Source organism: Rhodovibrio sodomensis (assembly GCF_016583645.1).
GTDB lineage: Bacteria > Pseudomonadota > Alphaproteobacteria > Kiloniellales > Rhodovibrionaceae > Rhodovibrio > Rhodovibrio sodomensis.
In genome coordinates, this window is record NZ_NRRL01000055.1 from 16676 (window position 1) to 29574 (window position 12899).

The 12899-nt window shown below is 67.7% G+C and carries 12 protein-coding genes; 6 read left to right on the forward strand and 6 right to left on the reverse strand.

Annotated features, from left to right (window positions below):
• Positions 1–134 precede the first annotated feature (134 nt).
• The 5 genes from CKO28_RS16880 to CKO28_RS16900 all read left to right on the forward strand — a co-directional run bounded on the left by CKO28_RS16880 (position 135) and on the right by CKO28_RS16900 (position 4280).
• The gene (locus CKO28_RS16880) at positions 135–632 is read left to right on the forward strand and encodes an Lrp/AsnC family transcriptional regulator (RefSeq protein WP_200341979.1); all 498 of its coding nucleotides are present in this window, start codon (positions 135–137) and stop codon (positions 630–632) included.
• A gap of 164 nt (positions 633–796) precedes the next feature.
• Positions 797–1156 carry a DUF5335 family protein gene (locus CKO28_RS16885; protein WP_200341980.1) on the forward strand — a complete coding sequence of 120 codons (360 nt, stop codon included), beginning with the start codon at positions 797–799 and terminating at the stop codon, positions 1154–1156.
• Positions 1157–1337: 181 nt separating this feature from the next.
• Complete coding sequence (gene ftsH / locus CKO28_RS16890) at positions 1338–3269, forward strand: ATP-dependent zinc metalloprotease FtsH (RefSeq protein ID WP_437127636.1); 1932 nt, start codon at positions 1338–1340, stop codon at positions 3267–3269.
• Between the two features lie 62 nt (positions 3270–3331).
• A complete protein-coding gene (locus tag CKO28_RS16895; RefSeq protein ID WP_200341981.1) occupies positions 3332–3913 on the forward strand; it encodes a hypothetical protein in 582 nt (193 codons plus the stop codon).
• Positions 3914–3968: 55 nt separating this feature from the next.
• Positions 3969–4280: a hypothetical protein gene (locus CKO28_RS16900; protein ID WP_200341982.1), complete on the forward strand. Its 312-nt coding sequence runs from the start codon at positions 3969–3971 to the stop codon at positions 4278–4280.
• Between the two features lie 45 nt (positions 4281–4325).
• Here CKO28_RS16900 and CKO28_RS16905 read toward each other — a convergent pair whose 3' ends face one another.
• From CKO28_RS16905 to CKO28_RS16920, 4 genes are all read right to left on the reverse strand, one after another.
• A complete protein-coding gene (locus CKO28_RS16905; protein WP_200341983.1) occupies positions 4326–4541 on the reverse strand; it encodes a hypothetical protein in 216 nt (71 codons plus the stop codon).
• Positions 4542–4825: 284 nt separating this feature from the next.
• The gene (gene rpoD, locus CKO28_RS16910) at positions 4826–7093 is read right to left on the reverse strand and encodes an RNA polymerase sigma factor RpoD (protein ID WP_200341984.1); all 2268 of its coding nucleotides are present in this window, start codon (positions 7091–7093) and stop codon (positions 4826–4828) included.
• Between the two features lie 116 nt (positions 7094–7209).
• Complete coding sequence (gene dnaG / locus CKO28_RS16915) at positions 7210–9135, reverse strand: DNA primase (RefSeq protein WP_200341985.1); 1926 nt, start codon at positions 9133–9135, stop codon at positions 7210–7212.
• 327 nt (positions 9136–9462) lie between these two features.
• Positions 9463–9918: a GatB/YqeY domain-containing protein gene (locus tag CKO28_RS16920; RefSeq protein ID WP_200341986.1), complete on the reverse strand. Its 456-nt coding sequence runs from the start codon at positions 9916–9918 to the stop codon at positions 9463–9465.
• Between the two features lie 252 nt (positions 9919–10170).
• On the opposite strand from CKO28_RS16920, the gene carA reads away from it, so the two are divergent.
• On the forward strand, positions 10171–11376 hold the full coding sequence (carA, locus tag CKO28_RS16925) for a glutamine-hydrolyzing carbamoyl-phosphate synthase small subunit (protein WP_200341987.1): 1206 nt from the start codon (positions 10171–10173) through the stop codon (positions 11374–11376).
• Positions 11377–11535: 159 nt separating this feature from the next.
• On the opposite strand, the gene CKO28_RS16930 is transcribed toward carA, so the two are convergent.
• Together CKO28_RS16930 and CKO28_RS16935 are read right to left on the reverse strand one after the other, a co-directional pair.
• On the reverse strand, positions 11536–12000 hold the full coding sequence (locus tag CKO28_RS16930) for a hypothetical protein (RefSeq protein WP_200341988.1): 465 nt from the start codon (positions 11998–12000) through the stop codon (positions 11536–11538).
• A 239-nt stretch (positions 12001–12239) separates the two neighbouring features.
• Positions 12240–12899 (reverse strand): IS701 family transposase (locus tag CKO28_RS16935; protein ID WP_200341989.1); only part of this gene is annotated, 660 nt, incomplete at its 5' end.

The window sequence follows — 12899 nt, forward strand, 5'->3', positions numbered from 1 at the left end:
GCGCGAGCGTGCATGGCGGGCTGGCGGGTGACAAGCGGTTCGCGCGCGCTTTGGGGCGATCTGCTCTTGGAACGGCGGGCGCTGTACGAGTAATATCCTTTCGCGAAAGCCCCGTCCCTTTGGAGGAATCGAATATGCGGCGCGTCAAGCTCGACCGTATCGACCTGCGGATCCTTCAGGATCTGCAGAACGACGGGCGGATCACCAACGTCGAGCTGGCGCGCCGGGCCGGGATCTCCGCGCCGCCGTGCCTGCGCCGCGTGCGCGCGCTGGAGGAGGCCGGCTACATCCGCGGTTTCCACGCCGACCTGGAGCCGATGCGGCTGGGCTACGAGGTGCTGTTTTTCGCTCTGGTCGGGCTGGACAGCCAGAGCGAGTCGGTCCTGACCGCGTTCGAAGAGCGGATGCGCGCCTGGCCGGAGGTGCGGGAGTGCAACATGTGCCGCGGCCCGCACGATTTCCTGCTCAAGCTGGTCGCGCGCAACACCGCGCACGAGAACGACCTGACCACCCAGCTGACCAGCGCCCCGCACGTCGCCACGGTGCAGACCATCCAGGTGATCCGCACCAGCAAGGAAGAACCCGGCGTCCCGATCGACGCCGAGGCCGCGCTCGCCGACGAGGAGACGTAGCGCCCAGGCGCGGCCGCCCAAGGCTCTGCTTCTCCCGTCCGCTTTTAGCGATAGGCGTCGTCCGCCTGCGGTCTTTTGTGCTGACCAGTTGCTGCCTAAATATTAGCCAAGCGGGCGTGACCCGTGCAACTGACCGCACAAGACCAATCGTAAAGGAGGCGCAGATGACCGAAACGCGTAAACTGGCCAGAAGCGAGTGGCACGACTATTTCGACCGGGTTGCGCGCGGGGTCGGCACCCGAGAGGTGCAGATCGAGGTGGCCGCGCTGAACTTGGGCGATCAGGTGGCGGCCGAGTGGATCGGCATGACCAACCTGTCCTACGACCCGAAGGACGACGTGCTGCAGGTCGGCACCGACCACCTCGACCACAATATCCCGCACCCCGCCGAGATCTGGGTCGCCGAGAGCACGGACGGTGTGGAGGCGATCGAGGTCAAGCGGGACAACGGCGTGACCGAGATCATCCGCCTCGCTAAGCCGCTGCTGTTACCGGCCCCGCAGAGCGCTTCGCAGAACGCCTGACGGCCTGTGAGGCTCAGCACACAACGGCAAAGGGCCCGCGCCGGTGACGGCCACGCACCGGCGGGCCTTTCGCGGTGCGCGGAACACGGCTCAACGGCGCGGACCGCGCGTCGCCGGTGGTCACGCGGAGGCGAGACCTCTGGAACAGCGACACGGCTGCGGACAGGAGCGGGGGTGAGTCTTGTTCGAACAGCGCGATGACGGCGGGTCGCGCGGCGCTCGCGGCGACGGGCTGGCGCCGAAGCACAAGTGGAACATCGGCTACCTGCTGGCTGCCATCCTGGGCGTCCTGCTGGCCCAGCAGATCTGGGTGCAGACCCAGCGCATCCAGCAGATCCCCTACAGCGCGTTCCAGCGGTATCTTGAAGAGGGCCGAATCGAGAGCGTCGAGGTCGGCCAGGAGACCGTCCGGGGCGTGTTTACCAAGCCGGTCGACGGGCACGAACGGTTCGTCACCCAGCGGATCGGCGACGAGCTCGCCCGCGAACTGCGCGAGGCGGGTGTCGAGCGCTACGACGGCACGCTGGAGACGACCTTATTCGAGCAGGTGCTGTCGTGGCTGATACCGATCGGCTTCTTCCTGGCCCTGTGGTTCTTCTTCTTCCGTCGGCTCGCCGAGAAGCAGGGCTTAGGCGGCGGCTTGATGCAGGTCGGCAAGTCGAAGGCGCGAGTCACCTACGAAGAGCGCACCGGCACCCGGTTCGACGACGTCGCCGGGATCGACGAAGCCAAGGAGGAATTGCAGGAGATCGTGCAGTTCCTGCGCGATCCCTCGGGCTACGGGCGGCTGGGCGCGCACGTCCCCAAGGGCGTGCTGCTGTGCGGTCCGCCCGGCACTGGCAAGACGCTGGTCGCCCGCGCGGTCGCCGGCGAGGCGGCGGTGCCGTTCTTCTACATCAACGGTTCCGAGTTCGTGGAGATGTTCGTCGGCGTCGGCGCGGCGCGCACGCGCGACCTGTTCCGCCAGGCCCGTGAGCGGGCGCCGGCGATCATCTTCATCGACGAACTGGACGCGCTCGCCCGCGTGCGCTCCGGCGGCGGCGCCATGGGCGGTGGCGGCCACGACGAGAAGGAGCAGACCCTGAACCAACTGCTGGTCGAGATGGACGGTTTCGATCCCGCCGAGGGGCTGGTCATCATCGGCGCCACCAACCGTCCGGAGATCCTCGACCCCGCGCTGCTGCGTGCGGGCCGGTTCGACCGCCGCGTGCTGGTCGACCGGCCGGACAAGCCCGGCCGGATCGCGATCCTGAAGGTCCACACCAAGAAGGTCGATCTGGCCGGGGACGTCGACCTCGACGAAATCGCCCAGCTGTGCGCCGGCTTCACCGGGGCTGACCTATCCAACCTGGTGAACGAGGCCGCGCTGCTGGCGACCCGGCGGGAGGCGGATGCGGTCTATATGCAGGACTTCGAGAACGCGATCGAGCGGGTGATCGCGGGGCTGCAGAAGAAGAACCGCATCCTGAGCCAAGAAGAGCGCACCCGCGTCGCCTACCATGAGCTGGGCCACGCGCTGGTGTCGATGGAACTGCCGGGGACGGACCCGGTGCAGAAGGTCTCGATCATTCCGCGGTCGGTGGGAGCGCTCGGCTATACCATGCAGCGGCCGACCGGCGACCGCTATCTGATGACGCGGCAAGAGTTGCAGAACAAGATGTGCGTCCTGCTGGGCGGTCGCGCGGCCGAGAGCCTGTTCTTCGACGATGTCTCGACCGGTGCGCAGGACGACCTGCAGAAGGTGACCGACATCGCCCGCTCGATGGTCGCGCAGTACGCCATGACGGACGCGCTGGGTCAGCTGGCCTACGAGCGCGAGCAGCAGTCGGCGGGCGGCCTGCCGTTGGCGGGCCAGGAGCGGCGCCCCTACGCGGAGGTGACCGCGCGCGAGATCGACCGGACCGCGCGCCAGCTGGTCGACGAGGCGTTCGAGCGGACCTGCGGCCTGATCCGCGCGCGCTACGACCAGCTGGACCGGGCGGCCCGGCAACTGCTGGAGCAGGAAACGATGGACGAATCCGAACTGCGCGGCTTCTTCGACATCCGCGAAAAGAAGACCGCCACGGGGGAAGCCCGCCGGCGGCTCGGCCGCCGTCGCGACCCGGCAGCGTGACCCAGTGGCGGCGGAGCACGCTGGCGCGCTTGCCGCGCGGACGCGAGCGAGGCGACGGCCCGATGCGTACACCGACCGACGTCAAGATGGAGCTTTACCGCGACCTATACTTCGCCGAGCGCGCGCGGCGCGAGCAGATCCGCGGCTCGATCGGCACGCCCTCGGCCGCGCTGGCGTTCGCCGCCTTCAACTTCTCGATCCTGGCCGACGAAGTGGCCGTGGGCCTGCTGCCACAGCCGGTGCCGACCGCGATCGTCGTCCTGATGGTCCTGGCGGTGGTCTGCGCCGTCGCCTCCGCCCTCAACATCGTCCTGGTGGAGTGGAACTTCGTCTACCACGAGCCGCCGGACTTGCGGGACATCTCCGAAACCGAGGCGCAGCTGCGCCGGGACTCCAAAGGCGAGGCGACCGACCCGCCGCCGCGCACGGTCAACGAGGGCTGGGTCGCGCGCGAACTCGACCGCATGCTGGCCGGCGCCTTCTACGTCGCCTACTGCCGCTACCTGGCCGGCAACGGCCGCTCGGCGCGCCGGCGCACCTCCGCCCAGCGGTTCGTCGTTGCGGCGCTGGTCTTGCTGATCGCCGCCTACATCCTCCTGCCGTTCCAGGGCGCCCCGGCCAGCCCGGCGCAGCTGGTGCAGTAACGGAGGTGGGGCGCGACCGGGATCAACGGGTAGGGAAAGGGAGGCAAAGAGCGCGATGCGCGCGGTGTCGACATGGCTTCGGCGCACCCCGGCGTACAAGGCGATGCGTCAGGTCCCGCGGCGGGTGCGCCGGCATCTGATGCTGGAATTGGAGACCCTCCGCCGGGAGGAGGAGCAGGTCGCCCGCACACTAAGCCTGCGGCGCAAGCCGCGCCTGACCCTGGTCGACGAGGAGACCACCACGGTGGTGACCAGCCAAGAACGCGCGGCGCTGGAGACCGCCCAGCGCGGCCGCTTTACGCCGTCGCGTGCGCAGGACCGTCGCGAGTACGCCGCGCGCGGGCATGGTCCGGTGCACGAACGCTAATAGGGCGAACCTCGCACGGGAGGCCGCCCGTCGGCGGCCGCGCTCTCAGCTGCCAGACGACTTGCCGCTGCTGCTGCCGCCGCCGGCGCGGTTGGAGACGGTGCGCACGCCCTCGCCGCTGCGCCAGGCGTGGGTGCTCTTGCACGGCTTGCAGATCCGCTCGCCGGCCCACGCGCTCTCGAACGGCGCTTGGCAGCGCAGGCAGGTGCGGATCTTGGGCGGGGCGGGCTCTTGCTCGGGGGCGTCGATCTCAGTGGTCATGATACTAGATATAGGTTATTGGCGGGCCGATTTCCCGAAACTTTCAGAAATTTTTAGCATGTTTATGTAGCCACGGTGGCGAAAAAAGGGCGCCTTGCGCGTTCGTCTTGCCCGCCCGCGGCGGATTGACCCGCGGCTTGGCGCACGTGGCCGGCGTCATGCCGGCGCGCAAGGCCGGTCGGGACCGGTCCGGTCGCGGGTGTCGGATGCGCACAGGAAAACGCCCGGGCGCGGTCGGGCGGCCCGGGCGTGGCTCGGCTCCGGCTTGGCTTGGCCGGCGCGGCTCAGGTATCCAAAAAGCTGCGCAGCTTGCGCGAGCGGCTGGGGTGCTTGAGCTTGCGCAGGGCCTTCGCCTCGATCTGGCGGATCCGCTCGCGGGTCACCGAGAACTGCTGGCCGACCTCCTCCAGGGTGTGGTCGGTGTTCATGCCGATGCCAAAGCGCATGCGCAGCACGCGTTCCTCGCGCGGGGTCAGGGACGACAGCACCCGCGTGGTGGTCTCGCGCAGGTTGGACTGGATCGCCGCGTCCAGCGGGATCACCGCCTGCTTGTCCTCGATGAAGTCGCCGAGGTAGCTGTCCTCCTCGTCGCCGATCGGGGTCTCCAGCGAGATCGGCTCCTTGGCGATCTTGAGGACCTTGCGGACCTTCTCCAGCGGCATCTCCAGGCGGTGCGCCAGCTCGTCCGGGGTCGGCTCGCGGCCGATCTCGTGCAGCATCATCCGGCTGGTCCGCACCAGCTTGTTGATCGTCTCGATCATGTGCACCGGGATCCGGATGGTGCGCGCCTGGTCGGCGATCGACCGGGTGATCGCCTGCCGGATCCACCAGGTGGCGTAGGTCGAGAACTTGTAGCCGCGCCGGTACTCGAACTTGTCGACCGCCTTCATCAGGCCGATGTTGCCTTCCTGGATCAGGTCCAGGAACTGCAGGCCGCGGTTGGTGTACTTCTTGGCGATCGAGATCACCAGGCGCAGGTTCGCCTCGACCATCTCGGTCTTGGCGCGGCTGGCCTCCTTCTCGCCGGACTGCACGGTCTTCACGATCCGTCGGAACTCGCCGATCGGCACGCCGGTCTCGTCGGCGACCTCGGCGATCTGGCCGCGGATTTCCCGGACCTCGTTCTCGTACCGGGCGGCGAACTTCTGCCAGCCCTTGCCCTTCAGCTTGGCGACCTCGTCGAGCCAGGTCGGGTCGAGCTCGCGGCCGTAGTACCGGTCGAGGAACTGGCTGCGGTCGACGCCCGCCTTCTCGGCGTAGCGCAGCAGCCGGCCTTCCAGGCCGACCAACTGCTTGTTGAGCGTGTACAGCTGTTCGACGAGCTGCTCCAGGCGCGCGTTGTTGAAGCGCACCGTCTTCATCAGCTCGACCAGCTCGTCCTTCAGCGTCTCGTAGCGCTGCTCGGTCTCGGCGGGCACGTCCTCGCCGGCCTGCAGATGGTTCAGGCGGGTGTTCTGAACCTCGGCCAGCTTGTCGTAGGTCTCGGCGATCTGGTCGAAGGTCTCCAGGACCTGGGGCAGCAGGGCTTCCTCCATCGCCGCCAGCGACAGGTTGCCCTCGTCCTCGTCGTCCTCCTCGTCGTCGTCCAGGCCGGAGATGATCTGCTTTTCGCCCTCGGCCGGCTCCGCGTCGCCGCTCCGGTCATCGCCGGTCTGGTCTTCGCCGGTCTGGTCTTCGCCAGTCTGGTCTTCGCCAGTCTGCTTTTCGCCGGCTTGGCCGGACGCGGTCTGCTCGGCGCCGTCCTCGCCCGCCGGCTCGGACTTGTCCGCGCCGTTGGTGTGCTGGACTTCGGTCCCGGCTTCGCCCGCCTCGCCGGCGCCCGCCGGCGCCGCGGCGCCGTTGCCGGCCTCGCCCGCGGGGCTGGAGTCGCCCTGGCGCTTGGCGATCGGGTCGGTCGCGGAGGCACCCTGGCTCAACCGCTGGTCGGCGGTGCCGCGCGCCATGGCACCCTCGGGCGCCGCGCCGCTGGCCGCCGCGCCGTCCGGCGTGCCGCCGTAGGTCGCGTCCAGGTCGATGATATCGCGCAGCAGGATCTGGCCCTCTTTCAGGGCCTCGCGCCAGGACAACAAGGCCTTGATGGTGAGCGGGCTCTCACAGATCCCGCCGATCATCTTCTCCCGGCCGGCCTCGATCCGCTTGGCGATCGCGATCTCGCCCTCGCGCGAGAGCAGTTCGACCGAGCCCATCTCGCGCAGGTACATGCGCACCGGATCGTCGGTGCGGCCGATATCCTCGTCGTCGATGTTGCCGGCGCGGCTGCTGTCTTCCTCGTCCGCCTCGGCGGGCGCGCGCTCGACCTGCTCTTCCTGCTCCTCGCTCTCGATCACCGAGATGCCCATCTCCGAGAGCATGGACATCGTGTCCTCGATCTGCTCGGAGGACACCTGATCCTGCGGCAAGACCTGGTTCAGCTCGTCGTAGGTGACGTAGCCGCGCTCCTTGGCCTTGGTCAGCATCTTTTTGACGGCCGCGCTGGTCACGTCCATCAGCGGGCCGTCGCCGCCCTCTTCGCGGGTCTGCTCGGCCTCGGTCTCGTTCGTTTTCGTCGCCATCGGCACCTCTGCCCCTACTTAAGACCCAAGCTGCTCACCCTCGAACGCCGATAAGGGCGCAGGCTCCGTTCCCGGCCGATTACGGAGCTTGCGCCCGCCTGACGCGCTCGTGAGCCTTAGGACGATCTGTGCGGATCCGACCCGGATTGCCCCGGTCCGGACGGCCCAGCCGCGGATCCGCTGTCGCGGTCCAGATCGAGATCGACGGCCCGGCTGTCGTTCTCGTAGGCCGCTTTGCGTTTTGCTTCCAAGCGGGCCAGGCTTTCCTGATTCATGGATTCCGCCAAGCGCCGGCCCTCTTCTGCCGTCTCGTCCTTCGCCGAGCGATCGCGGTACAGGTCGAGCAGGGATCGCAAGCCTTGCCGTGCGTCCTGCACGCTCGCTCCGGGATCGGCGAACGGCCAGAGCCGATAGACCTCACGGCTCAGGGCCGTCTCCAGGTGAGCCCCGTCCGGTACTTGGCGCAAGTGGCCGCGGATTTCAACGGTGTCAATCTCTTGTCGCTCCATTGCCAAGTCCAGCAGTCGACGCCGCAGGAGATCGGTGTCGCGGTAAACCAGCGCGATCTCCGCCAGTTCCTCGGCGTTTTCCAACAGCGTTGCGGGGTGGTTGACCAGCGTGGCGATCAGCGCCTGTTCCTGGCGGTGCTGCAGCTGGCTGATCGGCTGGCGCACGCCCAGCGCCGGGGCCAGGCGGCGCTGCTGGTCGCGTGGCGCCCAGCGGTCGCCGCCGCGCCCGCCCCGGCCGCCGGCGCCCCGACGGCCGCGTCCGCGCTGGAACCCGAACGCCTGGTCGAAGCGCTGCAGCATCTCCTGCTTGTAGGCCTGCTGCACGTCGGTCTGCGCGATCCGCTTGACGTCGTCCATCAGCGCCTGGCGCAGCCCGGCCCGGCGTTCCGGGGTGTCGAGCGGCCGGCCCTCGACCTGCTTCATCCAGAGCAGCTCGGCGAGCGGCCGGGCGCCGTCGACGATCTTGCGGAACGCCTGCGGGCCCTGAACGCTGACCAGGCTGTCCGGGTCCTCGCCCTGGGGCAGCAGCGCGAAGCGCAGCGAGAAGCCGGGCTTGAGTTGGGGTAGCGCGCGCTCGACCAGGCGGTAGCCGGCGCGCCGGCCGGCGCTGTCGCCGTCCAGGCAGACCGTCGGCTCGTCGGCCAGCCGCCACAGCTCGGCGATCTGCTCCTCGGTGATCGCGGTGCCGAGCGGCGCGACCGCGGCCGGGAAGCCGGCCTGGGCGAGCGCGATCACGTCCATGTAGCCCTCGGCCACGATCAGCTCGCCGGTGTCGCGCGCCGCCCGCCGGGCGCGCGCCAGGTTGTACAGCACCCGGCCCTTGTGAAAGAGTTCGCTTTCCGGCGAGTTCAGGTACTTCGCCTTGGCCTCGCCCATCGTCCGGCCGCCGAAGGCGATGACGTGGCCGCGCCGGTCGGTGATCGGGAAGATCACCCGGTCGAACAGGTAGTCGCGCGGCGCCCCGCCGTCCTCCGGCTGCTTCAGCAGGCCGGCCGCGATCAGCTGGTCGTCCTTGTAGCCGCGCGCGTGCATCGCCTGGCGCAGCGCGCCGCGCTGGCCGGGCGCGTAGCCCAGGCGAAACGCCTCGCGCGTCTCGCGGTCGATGCCGCGGCCGGCCAGATAGTCGCGCGCCGCCTGGCCGTCCTTGCCGGCCAGCTGCTGCTCGTACCAGCGGCAGGCCTCCTCGACCACGTCGTACAGGCTGCCGCGCCGCTCCTCGCGCTGACGCTCCTGCGGGGAGGCCTTGGGCACCTCCAGTCCGGCCTCGGCGGCCAGCTTCTCGACCGCTTCCGGGAACGACAGCCCCTCCTGCTCGACCACGAACGAGATCACGTCGCCGTGCGCCCCGCAGCCGAAGCAGTGGTAGAAGCCCTTGTCCTCGCTAACCGTGAACGAGGGAGTCTTCTCGTTGTGGAAGGGGCACAGGCCGGTGTGCTCGCGCCCGCGCTTGGTCAGGCGCACCTTGCGCCCGACCACGTCGGCGATCGGCACCATCGACCGGATCCGATCGAGAAACTCCTGCGGAAAGGCCATGCGACTCGGCGCTTCGATCGTTGCGAGTCGGGCAGCCTAACAGGCGGGCGCCCCAACGCAGCCCTGTGGATAACGGGGATCATGGGGGCGAATGGCCCCAACGCATCGCTCTCCCCGCTGACCTTGTTCCCTCTCCTCCAGGTGGGAGGAGAGGGCCAGGGAGAGGAGGTTGCCCGCGGCCCTCGTGTGTGAGCGTGTCTCGTGTCCGGGCCGTGCGGGCGGGCGGCGTGCCGGACCAAATGCCGTGCGCGCCACCTCTCCCTCCCACGCGGCTGCGCCGTGCGGGTGCCTCCCTCTCCCCCCACGGGCGCAGAGGGGATTCAGACCTTACGTCAGCCGCTGCTTGGCGACCTTGCTGGCCTTGGCGAAGTCCATCTGGCCGGCGAAGTCGGTGCGCAGGCGGTTCATCACCGTGCCCATGTCCTTCACCGAATCCGCGCCCAGCTCCTCGATCGTCCGGTCGACCGCCTCGCGGGTCTCGGCCTCGTCCAGCTGGCGGGGCAGGAAGCGCTGCAGCACCTTGATCTCCTGCTCCTCCTTCTCCGCCAGATCGTCGCGGCCGGCGTCGGCGTAGGTCTTCGATGCCTCGCGCGATTGGCGGACCATCTTCTGCAGCATCTGCCGGATCTGGTCGTCGCTGATGCCGTCGGAGTTGCCCTCGCTGCGCGCGGCGATGTCGCGGTCCTTCAGTGCGGCCAGGATCAGCCGCAGGGTCGCCGCCGTGCGGGCGTCGCGCGCACGCAGGGCTTGCTTCAGCGCGTCGTTCAGATCGGTGCGGAGCATGGCACTCGAAGGCCTTATGACCTGGCACCCCAGCGGGCGAGCGTTTGACGCCCGCCGGGCATTGCCGTAAAGGAACACCGCCGTCCGATCCGGCGGTCGTGGGCCGTGCGCCCGGCGGCCGCGATGCGGGCCGGGCGGCGCGGCCTTGCAGCCGCCCTATATAGGGACCGGCGCAGGCCAAGCAACCCCGCGGGCGCAGCCGTCGCCGCGCCCGGCCCGACAGTTCCCTCAGCAGCGATACCGCTCCAGGCCATGTCCGCTCCGACCGCGTCCGCTTCCGCCTTCGGCTCCGGCCAGCCGACCGCGCACCGGCCCCGCGCGGCCGACGCCGCGCTGGTGCTGGCCGACGGCAGCGTGCTGTGGGGCCGCGGCGTCGGCGCGACCGGGCAGGCGATCGGCGAGGTCTGCTTCAACACCTCGATGACCGGCTACCAGGAGATCGTCACCGACCCGTCCTATGCCGGGCAGATCATCACCTTCACCTTCCCGCACATCGGCAACGTCGGCGCCAACCGGGAGGACCTGGAGACCCAGCAGGCCGCCTGCCGCGGCGTGGTGCTGCGCGTCGACATCACCGAGCCGTCCAACTGGCGCGCGGTCGAGCACCTGGACGCCTGGCTGAAGAAGCAGGGCGTGGTCGGCATCGCCGGGCTGGACACCCGCCGGCTGGCCCGCCGGATCCGCGACGCCGGCGCGCCGCACGGGGTGATCGTGCACCTGCCAGACGGCGACATTGATACCGCGACAGCCCGCCAGCAGGCGGCCGAATGGCCGGGGCTGGACGGCATGGACCTCGCCAAGGAGGTCACCTGCATGCAGCTCTACCAGTGGGAGGAGACCACCTGGACGCTGGAGGGCGGCTACGGCCGGCTGGTCGATCCCAAGTACAAGGTCGTCGCGGTCGACTACGGCGCCAAACGCAACATCCTGCGCAACCTGGCGAACCTGGGCTGCGCGGTGACCGTCGTCCCCGCGACGGCCACGACCGAGGACATCCTGCGCCACCAGCCGGACGGCGTGTTCCTGTCCAACGGCCCCGGCGATCCCAAAGCGACCGGCGACTACGCCGTGCCGGCGCTGCAGGGCGTCTTGGCGGCGGGCGTGCCCACCTTCGGGATCTGCCTGGGCCACCAGATCCTGGCGCTGGCGCTGGGGGCCGAGACCGAGAAGATGCACCTGGGCCACCGCGGCGCGAACCACCCGGTCAAGGACCTGGCCACCGGCCGGGTCGAGATCACCAGCCAGAACCACGGCTTCAAGGTCATCCCCGAAAGCCTGCCGGACAAGGTCACGCCCAGCCACAAGAGCCTGTTCGACGGCTCCAACGAGGGCCTGCGGGTGGCAGACCGGCCGATCTTCAGTGTCCAATACCACCCCGAAGCCAGCCCCGGCCCGCACGACAGCCACTACCTGTTCCAGCGCTTCGTGGAGATGATCGACCGGCACAAGGGCGGGTGAAGGGCACGCCGGCCGGAAAGAAAGACAAACCACAGAGACACAGAGAGTATACTTTTAATATATTTCAAGAATGTGAGGCCCTGTAAATTTTGGAGTAAAATTTATATGAAGTATATATCGAGAATAATATGATTACTTTTTGTATGTATTATTTGACACCTATTCATCTTGGGGTTGGTTTGGGTCTGATATAGTTTCAACGAATTCCAGAACCATATCTCGAAGGGTCTTATCTGCATCGGAGAACTCTTTTAAGCCACTTTCTTTTCCTAGTATCTCAAGCATCCCTGCAGTAGCAACGCCGCAGTTTGAGATGCACTCAGTGAGTTCTATGATAAGATGGGAGTAGACGTCCTGTATGTCTTTTCTGCCAAGATACCGCAAAGTGCCATACAAAGAGGAGTGTATTCTTTCGGATGATGTTCCATACCAACAAATGTATGGGCTACCTAGTGCAAGATACATCTGGTCGCCATAGGTATCTGCCACTATTGAAATTTTTTTGGATAGACTGTTCTCGTCCCAGTTTCTTTCGCGACCTTTCTTGTTTGTAAATTCTTTTTTGAGCTCATCTAGATCTTCAGGCGGTTTGGCGTTCTCAGTATAGAACCTGAACGGCCCCAACTCTGTGGTTTCGCCGTGTCGTCGATTTTCTTTTTGTGTCGCATGCCTGAATGCGCGGTCGGCGACATCCGGAGGGGATGCTAGTCTTACTGCGTCACAAACGAAGTGGAGTTGGCGCTGTTTCGGTGCGAATCGGCGTTTCGATAGCGCGGTGACAACAAGGACATCGAGGCAATAGGCGCGCAAGATTGTGAGCGATCAGCAGCCTCAGCGTTGCGATTGAATTGGGGACATGCCGTTCAGGTCGTAGCGGGAGCCCGCCGTCCTGCGCCGTTTTCGGGAACGGAAGGCGTTTCGCTGTCCCGGGTGCGGGAGTCGCCTGAGGGGGGAAAAGCCGCCCGCTCGGCGACCAGAAAGCCGTAGGCGGCGACGCATAGCGCCGCGTGATGATGGAACCCTGGCCATCCGCGGCCTTCGTAGTGGCCCAGACCGAGCTCTTGCTTGAGTTCCTGGTAGTCACGTTCGATCAGCCAACGCTGTTTGGCATGATAGACGAGGTCGGTCAGCGGGATCTCTTCGGCCATGGTCGATAGCCAGAAGTTCGTCGGCTTGGCTTCGTTCTCCGGCCATTCGATCAGGAGCCAGTGCTCGACCCGGGGTTCGCTGCGGCGGGCGTCGCCCTGGGCCGGCCGCACGCGCACCGCGGCAAAGCGCGAGGACAGCGTCTCCGCAACGCCTTCACGCCAGGAGACCGCTGCCCAGCTCGTCGCCGGCAGCTGTTCGGCCAGCTCGCGCACCTGAACCGTGGGCGCGTCGTCGCCGCCGCGGCGCAGGCGCGTCGGCTTACGCCCGCGGCCGGACCACGCCGGAACCGCCGGCTCGGTTCCCGGCGGCCAGACCACGATGTTGCCCTGGACGCCGACGACGTAGGTCAGCCCCAGCTCCGTGAGCGCATCTCG